This window comes from Allobosea sp. GW822-FHT05A11 (assembly GCF_058800455.1).
In genome coordinates this window covers 732,980-756,206 of the sequence record NZ_JBXAMI010000002.1, presented here as the reverse complement: position 1 = coordinate 756,206, position 23,227 = coordinate 732,980, and the positions used below count along the sequence as shown (strand labels likewise).

The window sequence follows — 23,227 nt, the reverse complement described above, 5'->3', positions numbered from 1 at the left end:
ATCAGCGAAGGACCGGTTCATGGCGGCTGAGACCCAGCGCACAAGCTCGACGATCGACCCGGCCGAGGTCGCCCGCTTCGATGCGATCGCCCGCGACTGGTGGGACCCGAAGGGCCCGATGGCCGTCCTGCACAAGTTCAACCCGGTCCGGCTCGCCTTCGTCCGCGATGAGGCCTGCGCGCATTTCGGCCGCGATCCCAGGCGGATGCGGGCGCTGGACGGCCTGAGCCTCGTCGATATCGGCTGCGGCGGCGGCGTGCTCTCGGAGCCGCTCGCAAGACTGGGCGCCGAGGTCACCGGCCTCGATCCGGCGCCGACCAACATCGCCGTCGCCCGTGCCCATGCCGAGAAGGGCGGGCTTTCGATCGACTATCGCGAGGAGACGATCGAGGCGGTCGTGGAATCCGGCAAGCGCTTCGACATCGTGCTGGCGATGGAGGTCGTCGAGCATGTCGCCGATGTCGAGGCCTTCGTCGCGGCCTGCTGCGCCGCGGTGAAACCGGATGGCCTGCTCATCATGGCGACGCTCAACCGCACGCTGAAATCCTATGCACTGGCGATCGTCGGCGCCGAATATGTCCTGCGCTGGCTGCCGAAGGGCACGCATGACTGGGAAAAGTTCGTGACGCCGGCCGAGCTCAGCGGCGCGATTGAGGGCAATGGCTTCGCGCTGGGAACGCAGACCGGGGTGGTCTTCAATCCGCTGACCGGCCGCTGGAGCGCCGCGCGCGACATGGACGTGAACTACATGCTCGCCGCCAGCCGGGGTGGCGGAGCCTGACGTTCAACCCTCTTGCCCGGCGAGCCTTTCGCTCGCCCTGGCGATCTGTTGCAACAGATCCGGCGAGAAGAGCTCCGCGGCCCGCGCCTGAGCATCTCGCCAGGCCGGCAGCGCGCTCTGAAGGCGCCTGAGCCCTTCCTCCGTCAGCCAGACGGCGCGACGCCGCAGATCCTTCTCCACCGAGGCGATCTCGATCAGCCCGTCGCGCTCCAGCGCCCTCAGATTGCGGGACAGGGTCGAGGGATCGAGCCCGGCGCGTGCCGCGAGGGCTGCCATGCGATCGTCCGTGCTTGTCGCGACCAGCGCCATCAGCCCGATCTGGGCGAGGCTGAGCCCGCTCTCCCTCAGCGCCTCGTCATAAAGCAGCGTCGCGCGGCGCGCAGCCTGGCGCAGGTTCAAGCCCACGCAGCCGGTGGCCAGCGCCCGTAACTCCTCGCGAAATCCGCTTGCGTCCTTCATGACGAATCAGAATTTACATGTAGATACAATAATTGCATATACATCTAATTGCCTTCCGGGGATCGCCATGCCCATCGACATCCTGAGCCGCATCGGCGGTACCACGCTTCTGCCGCTCCGCCGGATCGTGCCGGCGAAGGGCGCGCGCGTCCTGCTGAAGCTGGAGAGCGAGAACCCGACCGGCAGCATGAAGGACAGGATGGCACTCGCGATGATCGAGGCGGCCGAGCGCGACGGCCGTTTGCAGCTGGGGGGCAGCGTCGTCGAATACACGGGTGGCAGCACCGGCGTTTCGCTCGCGCAGGTCTGCGCGGTGAAGGGCTATCGCCTGCATATCGTCACCTCGGATGCCTTCGCTCGCGAGAAACTGACCCATATGCGCCTGCTTGGCGCCGAGTTGACGGTCGTCCCGAGCGAGTCCGGCCGCATGACCGAGAAGCTGACGAAGGACATGATCGAGGCCGCTCGCGTCATTGCGGCCGAGACCGGCGCCTTCTGGACCGATCAGATGCGCAATACCGACCAGCTCGCGGCCTATGACAAGCTGGCCGACGAGATCTGGGAGCAGACGGAAGGCCGCATCGACGGCTTCGTCCAGAGCGTCGGTACGGCGGCGTCCCTGCGGGGAACCGGCGAGGCGCTGCTCCGGCGCGACCCAAAGATCGTCCTGATAGCGGTGGAGCCGGCCGAATCCGCCGTGCTGTCGGGCGGCCCGACCGGCGCACACAAGATCGACGGCATCGGTGCCGGCTACGTCGTGCCGCTCTGGCGGGCCGATCTCGTCGATGCCATCGAGCCGGTTTCGACGGCCGAGGCGACCGCGATGGCGCTGCGCCTGGCACGGGAGGAGGGGCTGTTCGCGGGGACCTCGACCGGCGCCAATGTCACAGCCGCCTTGCGCCTGGCCGAACGCCTCGGCCCCGACGCGATTGTCGTTACGGTGATGTGCGATACCGGGATGAAATACCTGAACAGCTTCGGCGCGCAGCTCGCGAGCTGATGCTCACGGCCGGATGACGGCCATCCCGATCAGCAGCAGCAGGCCCGATCCTGTCGCGATCACGACCCGCAGGGCGTCGGCCGGAAAACGCGTCGGAATGCCGTAGCGGTGCCAGAGCCAGGCGCCGGCGAAAGCGCCTACCAACAGGATGCCGGTGTTCAGCATCACGCCGAACCCGCCGTCGCCGAGCAGCAGGTCGGCGAGCCAGCCGAACAGCATCGCGCCGAGCACGATCATCGCGAGGACGATGACCACGGACATCAGGGGCATATCGGGCAGGCCGACCATCAGGAACAAGCCGCGCATCGTTTCTCCTTGGCGCCGCGCAGGACGTCAGCATCTCAGCAAACGATGAAGAAAGCGCAAGCGCCGGAAAGAAAGGGTTTTGCGCTGCAATGTGATTCCTTAGAGTAATGGCGCAGCGCAGCATAAGATGCATGATCGGCATCCCATACCGCCGACACGCTCCGGGCTGGGCAACGACGGAACAGAGCAGGGAGACGACCATGTCGAAGTCGCAGGCCGCCGTGAAGCCGCTCAAGGATCTCTACGAGCTCGACGAATTGCCGCCGCTCGGCCATGTCCCGGAGAAGATGTATGCTTGGGCGATCCGGCGCGAGCGCCACGGCCCGCCGCAGGACTCGTTCCAGGTCGAGGTCGTGCCGACATGGTCGATCGGCGAGGAGGAGGTCCTGCTCCTCGTGATGGCCGGCGGTGTCAACTACAACGGCATCTGGGCGGGCTTGGGCCAGCCGATTTCGCCCTTCGACGTGCACAAGGCGCCGTTCCATGTCGCCGGTTCCGATTGCGCCGGCATCGTCTGGGCCGTCGGCTCCAAGGTGAAGCGCTGGAAGGTCGGCGACGAGGTCATCGTCCACTGCAACCAGGACGACGGCGATGACGAGGAGTGCAATGGCGGCGACCCGATGTTCTCGTCGACCCAGCGCATCTGGGGCTACGAGACACCGGACGGCTCCTTCGCGCAATTCTGCCGCGTGCAGTCGCGCCAGCTCATGCTCAAGCCCAGGCACCTCGCCTGGGAGGAGGCCGCCTGCTACACGCTGACGCTGGCCACCGCCTATCGCATGCTGTTCGGCCATGCCCCGCACACGATCAAGCCGGGCGACAACGTTCTCGTCTGGGGCGCTTCGGGCGGCCTCGGCGTCTTCGGCGTCCAGCTCTGCGCGGCCTCCGGCGCCAACGCCATCGGCGTGATCTCGGACGAGACCAAGCGCGACTACGTGCTCGGCCTCGGGGCCAAGGGCGTGATCAACCGCAAGGACTTCAACTGCTGGGGCCAGATGCCCAAGGTCAATTCGCCCGAGTACAACGAGTGGACCAAGGAGGCCCGCAAGTTCGGCAAGGCGATCTGGGACATCACCGGCAAGAAGGATGTCGACATCGTCTTCGAGCATCCGGGCGAGGCGACCTTTCCCGTCTCCTGCCTCGTCGCCAAGCGCGGCGGCATGGTGGTGTTCTGCGCGGGCACCTCGGGCTTCAACATCACCTTCGACGCCCGCTATGTCTGGATGCGGCAGAAGCGCGTGCAAGGCTCGCATTTCGCCCATCTCAAGCAGGCGAGCGCGGCGAACCAGTTCGTCATCGACAGGCGCATCGACCCCTGCATGTCCGAGGTCTTCCCCTGGGACAAGATCCCGCTCGCCCATCACAAGATGTGGAAGAACGAGCATGCGCCGGGCAACATGTCCGTGCTGGTCTATGCGCCGCGCACGGGCCTGCGGACCTATGAGGATGTTGCCGAGGCGCTGGCTGGCTGAGCGTCGCGGAAGGGTGGTGGGCGTAAACTGCTTGTAATACGCAACCGGATTGTCTGTTCCGAGATTGCGAATTGTCGTCGGTCCGGAGGCGCGCCGGATCGCGATTGAGCCCATCGACGATGGAAGCATGGGGTGGGGGCGCTTGCGCTCTGTCAGGTGCCGTCGATTGGCGCTAGAGACGGTGAGGTCCAGCGGTTCCGGGTTTCGATGTCCTCGCCTCTCATTCTGCGCGCGATACCGCTGCTCTTCACCTTCCTCTGGTCCACGGGCTGGGTGGTCGCCGGCTATTCGGCCCGCCATGCCGATGCCCTGACCTTCCTCGTCGTGCGCTTCTCCTGCGCCGCGGCGCTGCTGACGCTGATCGCGCTTGCGACCGGCGCGCCCTGGCCGCGCAGCCGCCGCGCCGTCATCGACGTGGCGATCACCGGCATCCTGCTGCACGGCATCTATCTCGCCGGCGTCTGGTGGGCGGTGCGCCATGGCCTGCCTGCCGGCATTTCCGGCCTGATCGCAGGGCTGCAGCCGATCCTGACGGCGCTCTTCGCGCCCGCGCTCGTCGGCGAGCGCATCTCTGGCGTGCGTTGGCTCGGCATCGCCTGCGGCTTCCTCGGGATCGCACTGGTGCTGGAGCCGCAGCTCGCCAATGTCGAGCCGGCCGCGCTCTGGGGCATCGCCGTGCCGATGCTGATCAATATCGGCGGCATGTTCGCGGTGACCTTCGGTTCGTTCTACCAGAAGGCGCGGGTCGTCTCCGGTGATCTGCGCACGATCACCGCGATCCAGTATGTCGCGGCAGGGCTTGTCGTATTGCCCTTCGCCGTCGCCTTCGAGCCGATGCGGATCGACTGGAACCTGACCATGCTGCTTGTGCTGGCCTGGTCGGTGATCGTGCTCTCGATCGGCAGTATCTGGCTCTATCTGTTCATGCTCCGGCGCGGCGAGGTCTCGCGCATCGTCACCTTCCTCTATCTCGTTCCGGCGCTTGTCGCGGTCGAGGCCTGGCTGCTCTTCGGGGAGACGCTGACGCCGCTCCAGATTGGCGGCATGGCGGTGACGATCCTCGGCGTCGTGCTCGCCAGCCGGAAGTAGCCATCTCCCCAAAAAGGAGGGTTTCGGTTTCCAGTGATCTCCCCTTATGCTGCGTCGCAACAAAGGGAGGGTCGAAGACCATGAATGCCAATACGGCCGCAAAGGCTGAGAATCGCGCGAATGCGATCGCGCTGATCGCGGCGGCGCTGCCGGGCTTCGAGACCCTGTTCCAGGAGGCCGTTGCGGCAGTGCGGCAGAAGGTGCTGGTCGATGGCCGCATCTCCTCCGCCCGCCTGGAGGCCGAGCAGCACGCCGCCCACGGGCTGTCCTGGCTCGCGACCTACGTCACGGCCCTGCGCGAACTCAAGGCCTATGGCGAGCGCCTTGAGGCCGAAGGCCGCTACGGCGCCGTCGAGGATTACGCCCTGCGCATCGGCGCCGGGGAGTACGCCGCCCAGATCTTCGGCGGCATTCCGATGAGCCAGGGCGAGATCGTCAGGCTGCTGGCGCTGGGCCTCTCGCAGAAAGCCATTGCCGCCGCCGGCTCGGCAGCCGTCGATGTCCTGATCGCGGAGGGCAACACGCCCGAGAACCGCGCCCGCTTCGTCGCCCTGTTCAGCCAGGACCAGGGTGCGGCCAGCATCGGCGATACCGGTCTCGACGAGACGCTGGAAGCGATCCGCTCGGAGATGCGCCGCTTCTGCGCCGCCGAGGTCACGCCGCATGCCCATGAATGGCATCTGGAGAACGAGTACATCCCGATGCCGGTGGTCGAGAAGATGGCCGAGCTCGGCGTCTTCGGCCTGACCATTCCCGAGGAATTCGGAGGCATGGGCCTGTCGAAGGTCTCGATGTGCGTCGTCTCGGAGGAGCTCTCGCGCGGCTATATCGGCGTCGGCTCGCTCGGCACCCGCTCGGAGATCGCGGCCGAACTCATCCTATGCGGCGGCACGCCCGCACAGAAGGAGAAGTGGCTGCCGAAGATCGCCTCCGGCGAGGTCCTGCCCACTGCCGTCTTCACTGAGCCCAATACCGGCTCCGACCTCGCCTCTCTGCGGACCAAGGCGGTGAAGGAGGGCGATGTCTGGAAGGTCCATGGCAACAAGACCTGGATCACCCATCCCGTCCGCGCCGACATCATGACGCTGCTGGTGCGCACGGATCCGTCGGAGCCCGGCTACAAGGGCCTCTCGATGCTGATCGCCGAGAAGCCGCGCGGCAGCGATGCCGATCCGTTCCCGGTCGAAGGGCTCACCGGCGGCGAGATCGAGGTGCTCGGCTATCGCGGCATGAAGGAATACGAGCTCGCCTTCGACGGCTTCGCGGTGAAGGGCGAGAACCTGCTCGGCGGCGTGCCCGGGCAGGGCTTCAAGCAGCTCATGCAGACCTTCGAGGCGGCCCGCATCCAGACCGCGGCGCGCGCCATCGGTGTCGCGCAATCGGCCTTCGACCTCGGTTTGCGCTACGCACAGGAGCGCATCCAGTTTGGCAAGCCGCTGATCGCCTTCCCCCGTGTCGCCGACAAGCTCGCGATGATGGCAGCCGAAATCCTGATCGCCCGCCAGCTCACCTATTTCGCCGCCCGTGAGAAGGATGCCGACCGGCGCTGCGATCTGGAGGCCGGCATGGCCAAGCTGCTCGGCGCCCGCGTCGCCTGGGCAGCCGCCGACAACGCGCTCCAGATCCATGGCGGCAACGGCTTCGCGCTGGAATATCCGGTCAGCCGCGTGCTCTGCGACGCCCGCATCCTCAACATCTTCGAGGGCGCGGCCGAGATCCAGGCGCAGGTGATCGCGCGGCGGCTGGTGGAGGAATAGCCGGCGCGGCGGCCTGCCGAGTCGCATCGTGATAATTTCGACAAGATGTCCTTGCTCGGATGCGCGGCCGGCCGATGGAGCCGGCAGATCAGGAGACATCATGTCGAATCGCCTTGCCTTCGCTCTGGCCGGAACCGTGCTCGTCGGCGCCGCCGCGCTGCTTTCCGCCCCCGCGATCGCCCAGCAGAATCCGGCCGGTCAGCAGCCCAGCCCGCGCATCAGCGTGATCGGGGAAGGCGAGGTCGGCGTCGCGCCGGACATGGCGATCCTCAACCTCACCGTCCTGCGCGAGGCCGATACGGCCCGAGCGGCACTCACCGCCAACAACGAGGCGATGAAGCAGGTGCTGGCCGCGCTCAAGGAAGCCGGAATCGCCGAGCGCGATCTCCAGACCGCGGGCCTCAACATCCAGCCGCGCTATACCCAGCCCGGCAAGGACCGCAATGGCGAACCGAAGATCGTGGGCTACAGCGTCAGCAACGCGCTGACCGTGCGCGTGCGCAATCTCGCGGATGCCGGCGGCATTCTCGACAAGGTGGTGGGGCTCGGCGTCAACCAGGGCGGCGGCATTGCCTTCGACAAGGACGATATCAAGCCGACGCTCACCGAGGCGCGCAAGCGCGCCGTTGCCGATGCGGTGGCACGCGCCAAGACTTTGGCGGAAGCGGCCGATGTGAAGCTCGGCAAGATCCTGTCGATCGAAGAGCAGTCGATCATGCCGCGCCCGATGCCCTATGGCGGTGGCGTGCGCATGGCGGCGAAGGATGCCTCCGTGCCCCTGGAGAGCGGCGAGAGCACCTACCGGACGCAGGTCAACGTGATCTTCGAGATCGCGCCCTGACCTCGCGTTTCTAGGCGCGCCCGGCCTGTTCCGGGCGCAGCTTCGATCCGGGGGCGGCCGGCAAACTGGTGATGACGACGCCGCAGAGGACCCAGAGCCCCGGTAGCAGAAGCTCGGCCGGCGGCAATTCCGCCAGCAGGAGATAGGCGGCGAGCGTGATCAGCGGCACGCGCAGGGTGTCGCCGCTGCAGAGTTGCAGCGGCGTGGCATGGCGGGAGGCGTTGGCCAGCGCGGCCTGCGAGACGAAGCCGCCGACGATCAGCGCGAGCACGGCGCCGCCGATCACGGCAAGCTCGGGCAAGGCGAAGGCCAGCCGGTACGGCTGGGGCGGCGGCGACCACTGCTCCGGCACGAAGAACCACAGTAGCAGATAAAGCGGCAGCTGGATCGTATGCATCAGCAGCACGATGGACAGCGTGCTGCGCTGTGCCGCCAGCCGTGCCAGCATGAGATTGGTGCTGGTCAGCGCCGCGACGGCGCCGATGGCGATGGCGAGGTCGCGATTGGGGACGGCGTCGAGCCGGAACACCAGCAAGCCGATCCCGGTCGCGAGCACGGCAAGGCCGACGGTTGCACCGGTGCCGGGTCGGCGGCGCAGGACCAGGAAGAGCAGCACGCCTGCGAAGAGCGGACCGGTGAACTCGATGGTGGTGACGAGCGCGAGCGGCAGATGTGCCAGGCTCCAGATCAGCGCGAGCGAGCCGACGAGATGCAGGATGCTGCGGGCGATATCCTCGCGCAGCTTCGGGGGGAGAATGGTGCGACGCTGTTCCGCTCCGCCGGCCCAGACGGCCGAGCCTGCGATGGCGAGGCTGCCGATCGAACGCAGCAGCCCGATCTCGATGACGGTGAGATAGCCCGAGAGCAGCCGGATGGAGAGAGCGATCGCGAGATAGGAGGCGAGATAGGCGCTCATCCACCCGAGGAAGGCCGGAAATCCTCGACCTGCCCCGTCCAGGGAATGCCCAGCAACATGCGCTCCAGGATGGCCATTCGCATCGGCACGGAGAGCTGGACCTGGCGGAAATAGCCTGCGTTCGGGAGGCTGTCGCATGAGGTGTCGAGCTCCGAGAAGCGCGGAAGAGGGTTGAGGATCAGTGTGTCCGAACGGGCATCCAGGACCTTGCGGGCGGTCAGTGTGAAGGGCTCGCTCTCTTTTTCCTTGTCGACGGCTTCGTTGCCGAGGGAGGCGTGGGCGAATTTGCTCATGTCCTGCATCTGGATGCTGAGCACGTCATGGTCGAGCGTATGGCGGATGTCGTGGACGAGCCCGACCTGCGTGCCGAGATCGGCGAGCACGGTCATCGCCTCGCGCATCGCCGGGTTGAGCGGCGTATCCGGCAGGCAGCACAGCGTGAAGCGCTTGGGCGGGGAAAGGCGCAGCATCTTCACGAAGGAGATCGCGAAGCGGGCGCGTGAATCGCTCGACAGGGCGATGCTGAGATTCTCGATCGCGCCGCGCATCTGCCGGATCGCGAAGATGTCGACCAGAGCCTGGGTCGGGTGCTCGTCGGCTCCGTTGCCGGCATTGATGACCGGCAGATAGCTCAGCCGCCCGACGCGGTAGGGCATGTCCTCCATATGCGAGCGCACGATCAGCACGTCGCTGTAGAGCTCGACCGTATGGATATGGTCCTCGATCGATTCGCCGGTATCGGTGCCCATGCGGCTGCGGTCGGTGTCATAGGCGTCGATCGACTGGTGGCCGAGCCGGGCGGCCGCGGTCTGGAAGCCGAGGCGGGTGCGGGTGCTGCGCTGGTCGAACAGGGTGGCGATCACCTTCGGCCGGCGGCGCGGGGCGGGCGGCTGCTCGGGCAGGGGCAGTCCGGCTTTTTCCAGCTCTTCTTCGTGGAGATGCCGCTCGGCGCGCGCGATGATGTCGTCGAGATCGAAGCGCGAGACGGCATCGGCGCTCAGCAGATCCTTCCCGCTCGGATAGTTCGGGCGCATCAGGGCCTCCGGCTCGCGCGATCGTCTGCGTCCGGGGCGCGTCAGGCAACCTGACTGAAGCGGCCCGGCTTGCGCGAGCCGGAACGCGAGCGCGTCGACCCCATTCGCCCCGTCGCCACACGATCGCCGATCATGGGCAGCAAATCCTCCGCTGTCATCGGCTGGGCGAAGATATAGCCCTGAATGCCGTGGACGGCGTGCTTTTCGATGACGGTGAGCTGCTCCTGCGTTTCCACGCCCTCGACGATGAGGCGCAGCTTCAGGTCATGCGCGAGTTGGGCGATTGCGTTCATCAGCGAATCCGCCTTGCGCGAGGTCCCGAGTTCCTGGGTAAAGGCCTGGTCGATCTTGATCGTGTCGATCGGCAGATGTGCGAGATAGCTGAGCGAGGAGTAGCCCGTGCCGAAATCGTCGAGCGCGATCCGCACGCCGAGCGCGCGCAGCGCCACGAGGCGGGAGACGACATGGTCGGGATCGTCGATCAGCGAGCTTTCGGTGATCTCGATCGTCAGCCGGTGAGGTTCGATGCCGCTCATCCGCAGGAGCGCCTCGACGACGCCGACGATGTCGTGGCCATGATCGAACTGGCGGGCCGAGACGTTGACGCTGACGCCGACGCTGCGCGGCCAGGACAAGGCTGACCGGATCGCCTCGCCGAGCACCCAGGAGCCCAGCACGGTGATCAGCCCGGTCCGCTCGGCCAGCGGGATGAAGACCGCGGGGCTGATCATGCCGCGTCGTGGATGCTGCCAGCGCAGCAGCGCCTCGGCCATGGTCGCGGTGCCGGAGCGAGGGTTGTAGATCGGCTGGAAATGCAGCTCGAACTCGCCGCGGCGGATGGCGTCGCGCAGTTCCGTCTCGAGCGCCACGCCGTCTTCATGCTCATTGCGGATCGCATCGGTATACATGACGAAGCGGTTCCTCCCGTCGAGCTTGGCCCGATAGAGGGCGATGTCGACGCATTTCAGGGCCTCGTCGATCGAGGCGGCGCAGCCGGCGGGCGCGATTCCCATGCTGGCCGTGGCGGTGACGTGGCGTCCGCCGATGACGCGCTGGCTGGCGAGCATCATGACGAGGCGGGCCGCCAGCGCGCTGGCACCCTCGGCATCGCGCGTGGTGGCGACCATGAATTCGTCGCCGCCGGTGCGCGCGGCGATGTCGCCGACGCCGAGCTCGGCGAGCAGCGTTTCGCTGAAGCCCTGCAGCAGCGCATCGCCGATATCGTGGCCGAGGCTGTCATTGATGCTCTTGAAGCGGTCGATATCGATCGAGATCAGGGTCACCGGGCGGCCGGAAGTGGCCATTTGCCGGATCTCGCGCATGAAGCCGCGGCGGTTGTAGAGGCTGGTGATCGTGTCGTTGACGGCCAGATGCTCGAGCTCGCGCATGGTGCGCAGCCGGGCGAGGAAGATCCGGTGGATCACCTGGGCACTCGAGAAGGTCAGGACGGCCGTGAGCGCGACCGATAGCCCGATCACCAGATAAGCAGGGTCCCGCGTCCACAGCAGGGCGAGCGTGAACGGCGTGGCCGCCGCCAGCACCTGCACGCGGGTAATCACCGGCCGCGAGCTGTTGCGCCCGGAAATGCCGGCGAGATAGCCGATCGTCTGGGCGATCGCCAGCGCCGCGACGGGCTCGTAGGTATAGCGCAGGATGGCATAGCAGCCGAAGGCCGAGATCAGGGCGGCGGTCGACCAGGCGCCGGCCATGGCAAGGTTTTCGAGCGTGCCGATCTGGCGTTCCGTCGACGTCGCGAGGTGGATGCCTGTGTAGTAGCGGTGCGACAGGTAGCGGAACACGCCGATCGCGACCATCGCTGCCGCCATGAGGTGGAAGACGATATCGCCGCCGGTCAGTAACGCGCTCGCGGCCATCACGGCCGCGACCGTGACGGTGCCGATGAAAATCGTGCCCGGCGTGGCATAAAGCGCCGCCACCAGTTCCGATTTCATGGCGAGATCGTTTTCGTGAACGTCGACGATCATCAGGCGTCCCGTCGCTGTATCTGCTTTTTTGGCCGGCGTAGGTGCTATTCTCGCTAAAAATCTATTAAAGAACTGTATGTCGCTTCGGAGGTTTCGCCGACAAATTATAATTCTACGCCGATATAGCGCGGCCGGCTGCGCAGACGGTACTTGGCGAAATCTTCAAACCCGCCTCTGGTCGGCTCCGCCTTCAGGCCTGCGGGCCATTTTCCGGCGCCGTGGGCGAGGTCGAGGATGCGTTGCGCTTCCGGCGCGACGCGCTGGCCATCGGCGCCGTAGCGCGAGGTTTGCGTGACATCGGATCCGATAGGTCACGCCGTCGATCACGGCGAAATCGAACGCGAGGCAGGCTGGGCTGATCAGAGGCTGCTCGTCTCTCTCAGCGAAGGCGATGCGGTTGAAGATGCCGGCAACGCGATCCAGATATTCCCTTACGTCATTGGTGCTGACTTTCACGATCTACACCGTATTCGGATACAGGCAGATGTCGGCGATACTCTTCAGCGCTGGCGGGCCGGCGGGGATGGCGATTCCGGCCTTGAGCGTCCTGCGGCGGTTGAGACGCTGTCACGCCGGACGGTGGAAGCCTTCCATGCGCACCCGCCCGTCCGCGCCCTCGGTCCAGCCCCGGACGCTGCCATCCGCTTGCCGCTTCGCTTTTACCCGGAAGATGCCGCCCGCGACGAGCGGGCTCAGGCCCCGGTAGTCGAGCCGGATCGGTGCGCCTCCGGTCAATGTCGCCAGGATGTTGGCGATCAGCGTCGCCTGGATCGGCCCGTGCACGACCAGCCCGGCATATCCTTCCGTCCCGGTCGCATAGGGGAAATCGTAGTGGATGCGATGGCCGTTGAAGGTCAGCGCCGAGTAGCGGAACAGCAGCAGCGGGCTGGCCTCGACCTCCCAGGTGAGGTCGGCAGGCTCGCCCGCGGCGGCCGGGCCCGGAGCGCCGGCCGCGGAGGCGCCCGGCTCTGCCGCCTCGCGATAGACGATGTCGTGCCGCTCGCGCAGCGCCACGCCGCGCTCGGTCGTATAGTCGTGGTGGACGGCGACGAAGCAGAGCGGGCCGCTGCGACCTTCCTTGTAGGAGATCTCGCCGATCCGGGAATGCCTGATGACGCGGTCGCCCTCGCGCAGCGGCGACAGGGTCTCGATCCGCCCGCCGGCCCACATCCGCCGGGGCAACGGCACCGGCGGCAGGAACTCGCCCTTGGCGGCATGCCCATCGGGTCCGCAGGCGCCGATATCCGAGATCGGCGGTGCCAGGCACCAGTGCAGCGCCAGCGGCGCCTCGCCGGGATGGTGAGGGGCGAGATGGCGGCCGAAGGTGGCGGCGAAGCTCTGCACCAGCCGCGGCGTGACGATGTCCTGCGCTTCCTCTGTCCTGCCGGTCCAGGCTGCGAGCTTGGCGATGTCGATGCTCATGAGGGGCTTTCCTCTGTCTGGCGGGCGAATTCGGCGCGCAGTGCCGCGTCGTGTTGGCCCAGCGCCGGAACCGGCCGCATTCCGACGCGCTTGCCATCGACGATAGCGGATGGCGCCAGCACCTCGACGGGGCCGTTCGGTGTCGGGACGGGCAGGGCGGTCGCCGCCGGATGGTCGATCAGCCCACCCACGGTGGACACCGTGCCATAGGCGATGGCATGGCGATCCAGCGCGGCGGCGATATCGGCAAAGCGCCGCCGGCCAAGGAGCACCTGCACCTCGCCATCGAGGGTCGCGCGCTCCTTCACCCGCAGCACATTGGAGGCGAAGCGGGGATCGGCTGCGAGCTCGGGGCTTTCGAGCACGTCGCGGGCGAAGACCTGCCATTCCCGTTCGCTCTGGATCGAGACCAGAACCTCGCCGTCAGCGAGCGAGAACACGCCATAGGGCGCGATCGAGGGATGGGCGAGCCCGACGCGCGCCGGCTCGATGCCGCCATAGCGGCGCGTGAGATAGGGGACGTTCATCAATTCGGCGAGCGTGTCGAACAGCGAGAGCGCGATCGCCGAGCCCTCGCCGGTGCGCGCCCGCCTCAGCAGGGCTTCGAGGATCGCGGCATAGGCCGCCTGTCCCGTGGCGATGTCGGCGATCGAGACGCCGATGCGCGACGGACCGGATTCGGCCGTGCCGGTGATCGCGGAGAGGCCCGATTCCGCCTGGATCAGCAGGTCATAGGCCTTGCGCCGCTCATGCGGCGTGCCCGGCGCATAGCCGCAGATATCGCAGGTGATCAGCCGCGGATGGCGTTGCCGAAGCGTCCCGCTGCCGAGCCCGAGCCGGTCGGCCGCACCGGGCGCCAGATTCTGGATGAAGATGTCGGCCGACGCGATCATCGCCTCGACCAGCGCGAGGTCCTCCGGCTGTCGCAGGTCGACCCGGCAGGATTCCTTGCCCCGGTTGATCCAGACGAAATAGGAGGACTGACCCTTGGCGAAGCCGTCATAGCCGCGCGCGAAATCGCCTTCCGGCCGCTCCAGCTTGATCACGCGTGCGCCGGCATCGGCGAGCTTGCAGCTCGCGACCGGCGCGGCCACCGCCTGCTCCAGCGCGACCACGACGATTCCTTCGAGCGCATTCGACATCGGCATCCCCTGGGCAGAGTGGAGAGGAAGAGCGCCCCGGTGACTGCAAGTCAAATGGGGCGGTTGGTTGGTGCGGGATGTGGCGTCTCGACAGATGGGAGCGCGGCGCCCGCGAGGCCGGCGCAACTTGAATCAACATGTCACGAATGGGCGCTATGTCTCTGATGGAATGCTGAAAGAGCCGCTGCCCAAGCTTGGCTTTGCCCGCCTCACATCCTGACGATATGCCGGATCGTGCGGCCCTCGTTCAGCGCGTCGAAGCCCTCGTTGATCTCGTCGAGGCTGCCGGAGCTGGTCCAGAGCTTGTCCACCGCCAGTCGCCCGCGCTGGTAGAGCTCGACGAAGCGCGGGATGTCGCGCGAGGGTACACAGGAGCCGACATAGGATCCCTTCAGCGTCCGCTCCTCGGCGACCAGCCTGACCGGCGAGAGCGAGAGCGTATGGGCGGGGTTGGCGAGGCCGGCGGTGGTCGTCGTGCCGCCGCGCCGCGTGATCTGATAGGCGAGATCTAGCGCCTTGACCGACCCGGCCATCTCCAGCCCGTGATCGACGCCGCCCTTCGTTGCTTGCCGGATCGCGTCGACTGCATCCGGCGTATCGGCCTTGAAGGCGTCGGTCGCGCCCAGCGCCAGCGCGAGGTCGAGCTTGTCCTGCGCGAGATCGACGGCGATGACGCGCGAGGCGCCGCAGGCGATGGCGCCGAGCAGGGCCGAGAGCCCGACGCCGCCGAGCCCGACCACCGCGACCGTCTCGCCGGCCTTGATCCGCGCCGTGTTCACGGCAGCGCCGACTCCGGTCAGCACGGCGCAGCCGAACAGCGCTGCGATCTCATGCGGGATATCGGCCTCGATCTTGACCAGCGAGCGGCGCGAGATCACCGCATGCTCGGCGAAGGCGGAGACGCCGATATGGTGATGCACCGGCTGGCCCTCGACCGAGAGCCGCCGTCCGCCGCCGAGCATCTCGCCGCGCCCGTTGGCGGCATTGCCGGGCTCGCAAAGGGCGGGGCGGCCCTCGGCGCAGGGTGCGCAATGCCCGCAGGACGGCACGAACACCATCACCACCCGGTCGCCGGGCTTCAGGTCATCGACGCCTTCGCCGGTCTCGACGACCTCGCCTGCCGCCTCATGGCCGAGCACCATCGGCACCGGGCGCGGGCGGTTGCCGTCGATCACCGAGAGGTCGGAATGGCAAAGACCAGCGGCGCGGATGCGAACCAGAACCTCATCGCGCCCGGGCGGGGCGAGGTCGAGCTCTTCGATCCGCAGCGGGCGGCTCTGCGCATAGGGCGCCGCAACCGGGCTGGCGTTCAGGACGGCGGCGCGAATCTTCATGGGGCGTCGGGCTCCGGTCTCGATATCCGTCGCCATCCCGACAGGAGAGGGCGCCGCTGTCAAAGCCTCAGGGCTAGCCTTCAGGCCGCGTCGGTCAATGTGCCGCCGAGGAAGAGCTGGCCGATGCGCGGATCGGCGAGGATCTCCGCCGCCGGCCCCTGCATGCGCGTGCGGCCGAGTTCGAGCACCAGCCCTTCATCGGATATCTCCAGCGCCGAGCGCGCGTTCTGCTCGACCATCAGGATCGAGACGCCCTTGGCGCGAAGGTCCTTCAGGATGCCGAATGTCTCCTGCACCATCAGCGGAGAAAGGCCGATCGAGGGTTCGTCGATCAGCACCAACTTGGGGTCGAGCAGCAGCCCGCGCACGATTTCGAGCTGCTTCTGCTCGCCGCCTGACAGCGTCGAAGCCTGCTGGCCGGCCTTGGCGCGGAGCGCCGGGAAGCGGTCGAGCGCCGCCTCCAGCCTTTGCGGCATGTCGGTGATCCCCGAGCCGGCCGCGACGGTGCCGAGCTCGATATTGTGGCGCACCGAGAGCTCCGGGAAGATGTTGCGCCCTTGCGGCACGTAGCAGATGCCGGCTTCGAGCAGCTTGCGCTGGTTCCAACCGGTGATGTCGCGACCATCGAAGCGGATGCGGCCCTCGCGCAGCTTAAGCAGGCCGAAGATCGCCTTGAACACGGTCGATTTGCCGGCGCCGTTCGGCCCGATCACGGTGGTGATCGCGCCGCGCTTCACCGCGAAGGAGGTGCCGTTCAGGATGGTCATGGCGCCATAGCCGCCGACCACGCTGTCGAGTTCGAGGATCGGTGTGCTCATCGCCGCGCTCCTCAATGCCCGAGATAGGCTTCGATCACGGCCGGGTTAGCGCGGACCTCGGCCGGCGTGCCCTCGGCCAGAACCTTGCCCTCGGCCAGCACGATCACGCGCGTGCAGAGCGACATCACGAAATCCATGTTGTGCTCGATCACGACGAAGGTCGCGCCCTGTTCGGCATTGATCGCACGCAGGCGCTCCTTGAGATCGCCCAGCATGGTCAGGTTGACGCCGCCGGCCGGCTCGTCGAGCAGCACGAGGCGCGGGCCGGCCATGAAGGCCATCGCCGCGTCGAGCAGCTTCTGCTGGCCATAGGACAGGCCGCCGGCCTTGGCCTCCGCGAGATGGCCGAGCTTGAAGAAGCCGATCATCTGCTCGGCCTTGTCGGATAGCCCGGCATCGCGCGCACCGAACAGGCGCCCGAGCATCGAGCCCTGATGCTCCTGACCGGCGAGGATCAGGTTCTCGCGCACCGAGAGTTCCGGGAAGACCTGCAGCAGCTGGAAGGTGCGGCTGACGCCGAGCCGGTTGAGCGCGGACGGGCGCATATTGGTGACATCGCGGCCGTCCAGCTTCACCGCCCCTTGCGTCGGTTCGAGCTGGCCGAGGATGCAGTTGAACAGGGTCGACTTGCCGCAACCGTTCGGCCCGATGATGCCGAGGATCTCGCCCTCGTTGACCGAGAAGGAGACGCCGTTCACGGCCTTGATGCCGCCGAAGGCCTTGTGCAGGTCGTGGACTTCGAGGACCGGGCTCATCGCGTGCCTCCGGTCTTGCGCCGAAGCGCGTTCCAGCCGCGCTCGATCAGGCCGCTAACGCCTTGCGGGCAGATGACCAACAAGGCGAGCACGATCGTCGCGAAGATGATCAGGTAGAGCGAGCCGGCGAAGCGCAGCCATTCCGGCAGGACGACACCCAGCAGCGCGCCGACGAAGGGGCCGAAGAGATAGCCGGCCCCGCCCGCGACGACCATCAGCAGCAGGAACAGGCTCTGCGACAGCGAGAAGGGGGAGGGGTCGATGAACTCGACCAGCGGCGCATAGAGCGAGCCGGCGAAGCCGCCATAGGCCGAGCCGATCGCGAAGGCGAGCAAGGTGTAGGCGCGGGTATCGATGCCGAGGCTCGCGGCTCGGACCGGGTTTTCGCGCAGGGCCGTGAAGGCACGCCCCCAGGGCGAGCGGACGAGCCACCACAGCCCCAGCGACAGGATCAGCGTGACGACAACGACGAAGCGATGGAATTCCAGCGCACCGAACAGCTTGATGCCCAGGAAATCGGGGCGATTGATGTTGGAGATGCCGAAGACGCCGCCGGTCAGCCATTGCTCGTTGCGGAGCACCAGCCAGATCAGCGTCGAGAAGGCGAGCGTGACGAAGGCGAGGTAATGGTGGCGCACCCGCAGCGCCGGGAAGCCGAGCAGGAGGCCTACCGTGAAGGTGAGCAGGCCCGACAGCGCGAAGGCGGCATACCAGCTTACCCCGTATTTCGTCGTCAGGATCGCGGTCGCATAGGCGCCGAGCCCCATGAAGGCCGCCTGCGCCAGCGAGGTCTGGCCGGCATAGCCGAGCGTGAGGTTGAGTCCCATCACGCCGATGCTCATGACGAGCCAGAGCGAGAGCACATAAGTGCCGTAGCGGCCCATCCCGACTGGCGCAAACCAGAGGATGACGGCGCCGAGGAGGAGTCCGATCAGCGCGGCGTCGATCCGGCGGGCCGGGGGGCGCGAGGCGGCGGAATTCTGGACGGCAGGGGCGCTCATACGCGGCGCTCCTCCTTGCGACCCATCAACCCTTCTGGTTTGACTAGGATGATGGCGACGAGCAGGACGAGCGGCACGGCGAGCCGGTACTGCGACGAGACATAAGCCGCAGCGAGCGAATCCGCGACGCCGATCAAGAGGCCGCCGACGAGCGCGCCGCGAATCTGGTTGAAGCCGCCGACGATGGCGGCGATGAAGGCGAAGAGGCCGATGGTCTCGCCGTTCGAGAACTTCGCCAGATAGATCGGGGAGATCAGGAGCGAGGCGACGACCGCGAGCGCGGCATTGAGCAAGAAGGTGAGCAGCACCATCCGCTCGACGGGGATGCCAAGGATGCGCGCGACGGTCGGGTTCTGCGCCGTCGCCTGCATCTGCCGGCCGAGCCGCGTGCCGCCGACGAACCATTGCAGCAGGCCGATCGCGGCGAAGGCGACGACGATGATCGCGAGATGCTGCAGCGAGATCGATACGCCGAGCAGGTTGATCATGTCGGTCGGCACCAGCGAGGGGAAGCTTTGCGCCTCGGCCGAGAAGCCGTCCTTGGCGCCTTCCTTCATCACGATCGACAGCGCCATGGTGGCGATGGCGAGCGGCAGCACGCCATGCTTGATCATCGGATCAACCACGACGAGCTTGAAGCCCGCGCCGAAGATCAGCAGGAAGACCGCGATGCCGAGCAATCCGCCGGCCCAGAGCGGCAGGCCGAAGAGCTTGACCGCGAGCAGGATCAGCACGGCCGGCAGCATGACGAACTCGCCCTGGGCGAAGTTGATCGTCTGCGAGGTCTGCCAGACCAGCGTGAAGCCGATCGCGGCGAGCGCATAGATCGCGCCCGTGGCGATGCCGGCGATGAGATAGGCAATGAATTCGGCCATGGCTTCCGCTTTGTGCCCAAACTCATGTCATCCCGGGCGACCGCAGGGCGACCCGGGATCCATTTCGGAACCTTTCCGATGAAGGCTCAGGCATGGATCCCGGATCTTCGCTTCGCTCCGTCCGGGATGACGTCGAGGGTATGCTGGCTGCTTACGGCTTGATCCGAGGCAGGGTGGTGTTGATCACCTGCTTGCCGTTGACGACTTCAGCCAGGAAACTCTCGCGGTCGAGATCGCCGTTCTGCTCGATCACGGTGTCGATCAGGATGCCCGGCTCCTCGCTCGCCTTGATCGTCGCGCCGCGCAGCGTGTCGGCGAGGCCCTTCTTGTCGAGCTTCTTCTGCTTCTCGGTCGCCCATTTCACCATGAACACGGCCATGTAGCCCTTCACGCCGTTATGGTCGGAGGCGAAGCCGTACTTTTCGCGGTAGCGCTTGCCGAATTCCTGCAACGCCGGGATCGGCGCGTCGGTCGAAAGGCCGACATGGCCCTTGGCGCCGTTGGCGGCGTCGCCGGCCAGCTCCAGCACCTTGGCGCCGAGCAGGGTGGTCTCGCCGATCATCGGCTTGGCGATGCCCTGCTGCTTGGCGGCGCGCAGGAAGCGGGCGCTCTCCTCTTCGTTCAGATAGACGAAGACGGCGTCGGCATTGGCGTTCTTCACCTTGATCGCGTCGGCGGTGAAATCGGCCTGGCCCTGCTCGGTCGAGACGTCGACGGCGACCTTGATGCCGGCCTTTTCGAGTTCGGGCAGGATGGCATCGCGGCCGCCCTTGCCGAAGTCGTTATTGACCCAGACCACGGCGATCGAGCCGGCCTTGACGGTGTCCTTGAGATACTTGGCGATCTTCGGCATCGCCGCCGTCTGGCTCAGCGAGGTGCGGAAGATGTAGGGATTGCCCTGCTTGGTGAAGCCGGCCGCCTCGCCGCCGACGATCTGCGCGATCTCGGCGCGCTGCGAAATCTGCATGGAGGCGCCGATCGGTCCGGAGAAGATCGGACCGAGAATGGCATAGGCGCCCTCGTCGATGCCGCGCTGCACGGCGGCGCGGGTGTTCCCCGGATTGGTCTGCGTGTCGTAATGCACGATCTCGACGGGCTTGCCGAGGATGCCGCCCTTGGCGTTGATGTCGGCGGCGGCCATGTCGGCGCCGTTCTTCCAGTTGGTCCCGGCGGCGGCGCCCGCACCCGACAATTCGATGACGTCGACCAGCTTGACCTTGTCCTGTGCCTGCACGGGCAGGCTGAGGGTGGCGCCGAGCGCGGCCGCCATGACCCAAAGCGATTTCATGTTCCTGTTTCCTCCCGGACGTGTCTTGTCGCATGCGCGGTCTTGATGCCGCGGGCGCTCGTCGGCTTTTTGCGCGGCTTTGGGGCGTGATGTCCAGAGGCGTCGAGGCCGGGCGGCGCCGAGGCTTTCGCTTTGCCGGGGATGGCGCTGGAACGGCCGCTGACGCGGGCTGTCAGCATGCGGCCGGATCGGCCTGCTGCGACGGGCCGATGGTGCTAGACAGGTGGAGCCTAGCCGGAGGACCCCGCATGAAACAGGACCCGTTGTTCGAACGCCTCTGGGACGGCACCGCCGCGATGGAGGAATGGACCGCCGCAGTCTCGCATGGCGCGATCACCCAGGTGGACGACAATATCATCACCGTTCACACGACCTATTTCTGCGGCAGCGTGACGGCGATCCGCACGGCGGAAGGCCTTGTGCTGATCGACACGGCCAAGCCCGACACCGCCAAGCAGACACTCGACGTCATCCGCTCCTGGGACGATGCTCCGATCCACACGGTGATCTTCACGCATGGCCATATCGACCATACCAGCGGCATCAAGTTGATCGACGAGGAAGCCGACCGCCGGGGCGTTCCACGTCCGCGCATCGTCGCCCATCGCAATGTCGCCCGGCGCATGCAGCGATATGTCGACTCGCACGGCTTCAACAGCCTCGTGCAGAGCCAGCAGTTCAACATGCCCGGCTATGTCTACCCGATCGGCCAGCGCCGCCCGGACGAGGTCTATGACGACACCCTGTCGCTCGCGATCGGCGGGGAACGGCTCGAACTCTTCCATGGCCGCGGCGAGACCGATGACGCGACCTTCGTCTGGTTGCCCGAGCGGCGCGTGCTGGCGAGCGGCGATTTCGTGATCTGGGTGTTTCCCAATGCTGGCAACCCCCGCAAGGTTCAGCGTTACGCCGCCGAATGGGCACAGGCGCTCCGGCGGATGGAAGCGCTCAAGCCGGAAACGCTGATCCCCGGCCACGGGCCCGTCGTCTTCGGCGCGAAACGGGTGTCGCGGATGCTGAGCGACGGCGCCGAGGCGCTGGAGCATCTTGTCCGCGAGACGCTGGCGCTGATGAATGCAGGGGCAACGCTCGAAGACGTCCTGAACAAGGTCAAGGTTCCCGAGAGCTATCTCGCCAAGCCCTACCTGCTGCCGAAATACGATGATCCGGAGTTCTTGGTCCGCAGCATCTATCATCTCAATGCCGGCTGGTTCGACGGCAACGCCGCCCATCTGAAACCGGCCCGGACTGCGGAACTTGCTGCCGAACTCGCCGAACTGGCCGGTGGCGCCCGCAAGCTGGCCGAGCGTGCCGAGGCTCTGGCGGGGCAGGGGCAGAGTCGGCTCGCCGTGGCGCTGGCGGAACTCGCGGCGGCGGCCGCACCGGGCGATCCGCAGCTCCAGGCGATCCGCGCCGCGACGTTGCGCAAGCTGATCGACAGCGAATCCTCGCTGATGGGCAAGGCCTTCCTTGCCGTCTACGAGCGCGAGGCGGAAGGGCGTTCGAAGGGCTGAGGGCGGGTTTTGTCTATGGCGTGACCGCCAGTTCCTGGGACTTCCGGTCGAGCGCGCGGAACACCGGCAGCGACTGCGCTGCGAAGCTCTTCAACTCGGCGTCGTCCCCTTCGTTGGCATAGCGCTCCATCATCAGCGCGGCTTCGCGATGCGTGTTGCGCTGGGCTTCGACATAGGCCTTGTCGAAGGCGGCGCCTTGCTTGTCGGTGAGGTCGCGCAGGAGGTCGAGATGGCGCCCGTCCGGCCGGTCGGGCAGGGCGATATCCGAACGCTTGGCGATGATGCGGCGCAGGCCGCTCGTCACCGCGCCCTGTTCGCTCGCGAGAGCGTGCGCGAAATCCTTGATCGCGGGCGAACTGCTCTTGTGCAGCGCCAATGTCGCCGATTCCATGCCGAACATCTGGGCGATCGCGGTCTGGCGCACGAATTCCGCGGCCGGAACGGCGGACTGCGCTGTGGCGGCGGAGCCGAGCAGAACAAGGCCGGCGACCCCCTGCAAAAGCGTCCGCCGGGTACGAAGGATCATCTGGGTCATGTTCGGGGAACCGAAAAGCCGCCCGGAGGTTCCATGGCGCCGAAGCCGGGCACCGGTGCCTCGCCTCGCCTTGTCGCGCCCGGCCGGCTGCGATAGCAGGACGTGACGCGCTTGCCCGTCCGGATGCAGAGGAATTCCCATGCCGACTACCATCGAGACCGTGCGCGATGCGCTGGTGAAGGCCCGCCGCGACCGCTCGCTGGCCGAGATCGCGAGCCTGCCGGTGCCGGCGACCCTGTCCGAGGGGCTCAAGGCGCAGGCGGCCGTGGGCGAGGCGCTTGGCCTGGCCGAGGCCGGCTGGAAGGTCGGCATCGCCGAAGACGGCACGGCGGTCGCCGGCCTGATGCCCGGACCCTGGCTCGCGCCCGGCGAGGTCTATGAGGGTGCGATAGGTGCCGAGCTGCGCATCGAGATCGAGATCGCGCTCAGGCTTGCCCGGGACGTGCCGTTCCGCCCGGGCCAGCCCTGGTCGCGCGCCGAATTGCTCGCCTGCTGCGACAAGGCCTATCTCGGTATCGAGATCGTCGAGAGCCGCCTCGCCAACTGGTCCGGCAATGTCGCGTTCCCGCTCTGGCTCGCCGACGCGATGGGCCATGGCGGCTACCTCATTGGCCCCGAGCTCGACATCGCCACGTTGGACGATCTCACTGGCCTCGGCTGCTTCATCTCGCTCAACGGCGTGACGATCTACGACCAGCCGGCCGTTCACGGTAACGGCGACCCGATGACGCCTTTCCTCGCCTGGGCCAACCGCCAGAGCGACGATCTCGGCAGCCTGAAGGCGGGCCAGATCGTGACCACGGGCAGCCTCTGCGGCGGCGTGCTCTCGCCGGGCAAGGGCGAGGTCGTGACGCGACTTTCGCCGCTCGCGACGGTGACCTTAACCCTTCGTTAGCGGGATCG

22 protein-coding genes are annotated in these 23,227 nt (G+C 66.9%); 8 read left to right on the top strand and 14 right to left on the bottom strand.

Annotation, left to right across the window (positions count from 1 at the left end; genetic code table 11):
- Nucleotides 1–19: 19 nt before the first annotated feature.
- Complete coding sequence (ubiG, locus tag AC1RLU_RS08840) at nt 20–781, top strand: bifunctional 2-polyprenyl-6-hydroxyphenol methylase/3-demethylubiquinol 3-O-methyltransferase UbiG (protein ID WP_492795043.1); 762 nt, start codon at nt 20–22, stop codon at nt 779–781.
- 3 nt (nt 782–784) lie between these two features.
- Here ubiG and AC1RLU_RS08835 read toward each other — a convergent pair whose 3' ends face one another.
- Nucleotides 785–1,240 carry a MarR family winged helix-turn-helix transcriptional regulator gene (locus AC1RLU_RS08835; protein WP_492795042.1) on the bottom strand — a complete coding sequence of 152 codons (456 nt, stop codon included), beginning with the start codon at nt 1,238–1,240 and terminating at the stop codon, nt 785–787.
- 67 nt (nt 1,241–1,307) lie between these two features.
- Here AC1RLU_RS08835 and AC1RLU_RS08830 point away from each other — a divergent pair, with 67 nt between their 5' ends.
- The gene (locus tag AC1RLU_RS08830; protein WP_492795040.1) at nt 1,308–2,240 is read left to right on the top strand and encodes a PLP-dependent cysteine synthase family protein; all 933 of its coding nucleotides are present in this window, start codon (nt 1,308–1,310) and stop codon (nt 2,238–2,240) included.
- A gap of 3 nt (nt 2,241–2,243) precedes the next feature.
- On the opposite strand, the gene AC1RLU_RS08825 is transcribed toward AC1RLU_RS08830, so the two are convergent.
- On the bottom strand, nt 2,244–2,546 hold the full coding sequence (locus tag AC1RLU_RS08825; protein ID WP_492795038.1) for a hypothetical protein: 303 nt from the start codon (nt 2,544–2,546) through the stop codon (nt 2,244–2,246).
- 200 nt (nt 2,547–2,746) lie between these two features.
- On the opposite strand from AC1RLU_RS08825, the gene ccrA reads away from it, so the two are divergent.
- The 4 genes from ccrA (at nt 2,747) to AC1RLU_RS08805 (ending at nt 7,705) form a co-directional block, all read left to right on the top strand.
- The gene (ccrA, locus tag AC1RLU_RS08820; protein ID WP_492795037.1) at nt 2,747–4,018 is read left to right on the top strand and encodes a crotonyl-CoA carboxylase/reductase; all 1,272 of its coding nucleotides are present in this window, start codon (nt 2,747–2,749) and stop codon (nt 4,016–4,018) included.
- Between the two features lie 207 nt (nt 4,019–4,225).
- Nucleotides 4,226–5,107: a DMT family transporter gene (locus tag AC1RLU_RS08815; RefSeq protein WP_492795036.1), complete on the top strand. Its 882-nt coding sequence runs from the start codon at nt 4,226–4,228 to the stop codon at nt 5,105–5,107.
- A gap of 80 nt (nt 5,108–5,187) precedes the next feature.
- Complete coding sequence (locus AC1RLU_RS08810) at nt 5,188–6,864, top strand: acyl-CoA dehydrogenase family protein (RefSeq protein ID WP_492795034.1); 1,677 nt, start codon at nt 5,188–5,190, stop codon at nt 6,862–6,864.
- Nucleotides 6,865–6,964: 100 nt separating this feature from the next.
- Nucleotides 6,965–7,705 (top strand): SIMPL domain-containing protein, encoded by a 741-nt coding sequence (locus AC1RLU_RS08805; protein WP_492795032.1) that lies wholly within the window; start codon nt 6,965–6,967, stop codon nt 7,703–7,705.
- Between the two features lie 10 nt (nt 7,706–7,715).
- Here the strand turns inward: AC1RLU_RS08805 and AC1RLU_RS08800 are convergent, their stop codons facing one another.
- From AC1RLU_RS08800 to AC1RLU_RS08750, 11 genes are all read right to left on the bottom strand, one after another.
- Nucleotides 7,716–8,621: a DMT family transporter gene (locus AC1RLU_RS08800; RefSeq protein ID WP_091855589.1), complete on the bottom strand. Its 906-nt coding sequence runs from the start codon at nt 8,619–8,621 to the stop codon at nt 7,716–7,718.
- Complete coding sequence (locus tag AC1RLU_RS08795) at nt 8,618–9,655, bottom strand: aspartate carbamoyltransferase (RefSeq protein WP_061964163.1); 1,038 nt, start codon at nt 9,653–9,655, stop codon at nt 8,618–8,620. Before AC1RLU_RS08795 ends, AC1RLU_RS08800 begins: the two co-directional genes overlap by 4 nt.
- 41 nt (nt 9,656–9,696) lie before the next feature.
- Nucleotides 9,697–11,640: a putative bifunctional diguanylate cyclase/phosphodiesterase gene (locus AC1RLU_RS08790; RefSeq protein ID WP_492795030.1), complete on the bottom strand. Its 1,944-nt coding sequence runs from the start codon at nt 11,638–11,640 to the stop codon at nt 9,697–9,699.
- A gap of 567 nt (nt 11,641–12,207) precedes the next feature.
- Nucleotides 12,208–13,062 carry an HTD2 family dehydratase gene (locus tag AC1RLU_RS08785; RefSeq protein ID WP_492795029.1) on the bottom strand — a complete coding sequence of 285 codons (855 nt, stop codon included), beginning with the start codon at nt 13,060–13,062 and terminating at the stop codon, nt 12,208–12,210.
- Complete coding sequence (locus AC1RLU_RS08780) at nt 13,059–14,204, bottom strand: CaiB/BaiF CoA transferase family protein (protein WP_492795028.1); 1,146 nt, start codon at nt 14,202–14,204, stop codon at nt 13,059–13,061. The genes AC1RLU_RS08785 and AC1RLU_RS08780 overlap by 4 nt, the downstream gene beginning before the upstream one ends.
- Nucleotides 14,205–14,413: 209 nt before the next feature.
- The gene (locus tag AC1RLU_RS08775; protein WP_492795026.1) at nt 14,414–15,538 is read right to left on the bottom strand and encodes a zinc-dependent alcohol dehydrogenase family protein; all 1,125 of its coding nucleotides are present in this window, start codon (nt 15,536–15,538) and stop codon (nt 14,414–14,416) included.
- An 80-nt stretch (nt 15,539–15,618) separates the two neighbouring features.
- Complete coding sequence (locus AC1RLU_RS08770) at nt 15,619–16,356, bottom strand: ABC transporter ATP-binding protein (protein ID WP_492795024.1); 738 nt, start codon at nt 16,354–16,356, stop codon at nt 15,619–15,621.
- 11 nt (nt 16,357–16,367) lie between these two features.
- Nucleotides 16,368–17,111, bottom strand: coding sequence for an ABC transporter ATP-binding protein (locus AC1RLU_RS08765; protein WP_492795023.1), 744 nt, complete (start codon nt 17,109–17,111; stop codon nt 16,368–16,370).
- Entirely contained in the window at nt 17,108–18,112 is a 1,005-nt protein-coding gene (locus tag AC1RLU_RS08760; protein WP_492795022.1) for a branched-chain amino acid ABC transporter permease, read from the bottom strand. The genes AC1RLU_RS08765 and AC1RLU_RS08760 overlap by 4 nt, the downstream gene beginning before the upstream one ends.
- Complete coding sequence (locus AC1RLU_RS08755) at nt 18,109–18,987, bottom strand: branched-chain amino acid ABC transporter permease (RefSeq protein WP_492795020.1); 879 nt, start codon at nt 18,985–18,987, stop codon at nt 18,109–18,111. Before AC1RLU_RS08755 ends, AC1RLU_RS08760 begins: the two co-directional genes overlap by 4 nt.
- Before the next feature lie 151 nt (nt 18,988–19,138).
- The gene (locus tag AC1RLU_RS08750) at nt 19,139–20,275 is read right to left on the bottom strand and encodes an ABC transporter substrate-binding protein (protein WP_492795019.1); all 1,137 of its coding nucleotides are present in this window, start codon (nt 20,273–20,275) and stop codon (nt 19,139–19,141) included.
- A 248-nt stretch (nt 20,276–20,523) separates the two neighbouring features.
- Between AC1RLU_RS08750 and AC1RLU_RS08745 the strand changes: the two genes are divergently transcribed.
- On the top strand, nt 20,524–21,789 hold the full coding sequence (locus AC1RLU_RS08745) for an alkyl sulfatase dimerization domain-containing protein (RefSeq protein WP_492795017.1): 1,266 nt from the start codon (nt 20,524–20,526) through the stop codon (nt 21,787–21,789).
- Between the two features lie 13 nt (nt 21,790–21,802).
- Here AC1RLU_RS08745 and AC1RLU_RS08740 read toward each other — a convergent pair whose 3' ends face one another.
- Entirely contained in the window at nt 21,803–22,324 is a 522-nt protein-coding gene (locus tag AC1RLU_RS08740; RefSeq protein ID WP_061964138.1) for a DUF4142 domain-containing protein, read from the bottom strand.
- Between the two features lie 139 nt (nt 22,325–22,463).
- On the opposite strand from AC1RLU_RS08740, the gene AC1RLU_RS08735 reads away from it, so the two are divergent.
- The gene (locus AC1RLU_RS08735) at nt 22,464–23,219 is read left to right on the top strand and encodes a hypothetical protein (RefSeq protein WP_492795016.1); all 756 of its coding nucleotides are present in this window, start codon (nt 22,464–22,466) and stop codon (nt 23,217–23,219) included.
- The last annotated feature ends 8 nt before the right edge of the window (nt 23,220–23,227 follow it).

Bases quoted from the DNA above. Each gene is read 5' to 3' on its own strand.
- AC1RLU_RS08740 (WP_061964138.1), bottom strand. From the start codon at position 22,324: ATGACCCAGATGATCCTTCGTACCCGGCGGACGCTTTTGCAGGGGGTC.
- AC1RLU_RS08765 (WP_492795023.1), bottom strand. From the start codon at position 17,111: ATGAGCCCGGTCCTCGAAGTCCACGACCTGCACAAGGCCTTCGGCGGC.
- AC1RLU_RS08795 (WP_061964163.1), bottom strand. From the start codon at position 9,655: ATGCGCCCGAACTATCCGAGCGGGAAGGATCTGCTGAGCGCCGATGCC.
- AC1RLU_RS08760 (WP_492795022.1), bottom strand. From the start codon at position 18,112: ATGAGCGCCCCTGCCGTCCAGAATTCCGCCGCCTCGCGCCCCCCGGCC.
- AC1RLU_RS08825 (WP_492795038.1), bottom strand. From the start codon at position 2,546: ATGCGCGGCTTGTTCCTGATGGTCGGCCTGCCCGATATGCCCCTGATG.
- AC1RLU_RS08830 (WP_492795040.1), top strand. From the start codon at position 1,308: ATGCCCATCGACATCCTGAGCCGCATCGGCGGTACCACGCTTCTGCCG.
- AC1RLU_RS08800 (WP_091855589.1), bottom strand. From the start codon at position 8,621: ATGAGCGCCTATCTCGCCTCCTATCTCGCGATCGCTCTCTCCATCCGG.
- AC1RLU_RS08815 (WP_492795036.1), top strand. From the start codon at position 4,226: ATGTCCTCGCCTCTCATTCTGCGCGCGATACCGCTGCTCTTCACCTTC.
- AC1RLU_RS08785 (WP_492795029.1), bottom strand. From the start codon at position 13,062: ATGAGCATCGACATCGCCAAGCTCGCAGCCTGGACCGGCAGGACAGAG.
- AC1RLU_RS08755 (WP_492795020.1), bottom strand. From the start codon at position 18,987: ATGGCCGAATTCATTGCCTATCTCATCGCCGGCATCGCCACGGGCGCG.
- ubiG (WP_492795043.1), top strand. From the start codon at position 20: ATGGCGGCTGAGACCCAGCGCACAAGCTCGACGATCGACCCGGCCGAG.
- AC1RLU_RS08770 (WP_492795024.1), bottom strand. From the start codon at position 16,356: ATGAGCACACCGATCCTCGAACTCGACAGCGTGGTCGGCGGCTATGGC.
- AC1RLU_RS08735 (WP_492795016.1), top strand. From the start codon at position 22,464: ATGCCGACTACCATCGAGACCGTGCGCGATGCGCTGGTGAAGGCCCGC.
- AC1RLU_RS08790 (WP_492795030.1), bottom strand. From the start codon at position 11,640: ATGATCGTCGACGTTCACGAAAACGATCTCGCCATGAAATCGGAACTG.
- AC1RLU_RS08780 (WP_492795028.1), bottom strand. From the start codon at position 14,204: ATGTCGAATGCGCTCGAAGGAATCGTCGTGGTCGCGCTGGAGCAGGCG.
- AC1RLU_RS08745 (WP_492795017.1), top strand. From the start codon at position 20,524: ATGAAACAGGACCCGTTGTTCGAACGCCTCTGGGACGGCACCGCCGCG.
- AC1RLU_RS08775 (WP_492795026.1), bottom strand. From the start codon at position 15,538: ATGAAGATTCGCGCCGCCGTCCTGAACGCCAGCCCGGTTGCGGCGCCC.
- AC1RLU_RS08750 (WP_492795019.1), bottom strand. From the start codon at position 20,275: ATGAAATCGCTTTGGGTCATGGCGGCCGCGCTCGGCGCCACCCTCAGC.
- AC1RLU_RS08805 (WP_492795032.1), top strand. From the start codon at position 6,965: ATGTCGAATCGCCTTGCCTTCGCTCTGGCCGGAACCGTGCTCGTCGGC.
- AC1RLU_RS08835 (WP_492795042.1), bottom strand. From the start codon at position 1,240: ATGAAGGACGCAAGCGGATTTCGCGAGGAGTTACGGGCGCTGGCCACC.
- AC1RLU_RS08810 (WP_492795034.1), top strand. From the start codon at position 5,188: ATGAATGCCAATACGGCCGCAAAGGCTGAGAATCGCGCGAATGCGATC.
- ccrA (WP_492795037.1), top strand. From the start codon at position 2,747: ATGTCGAAGTCGCAGGCCGCCGTGAAGCCGCTCAAGGATCTCTACGAG.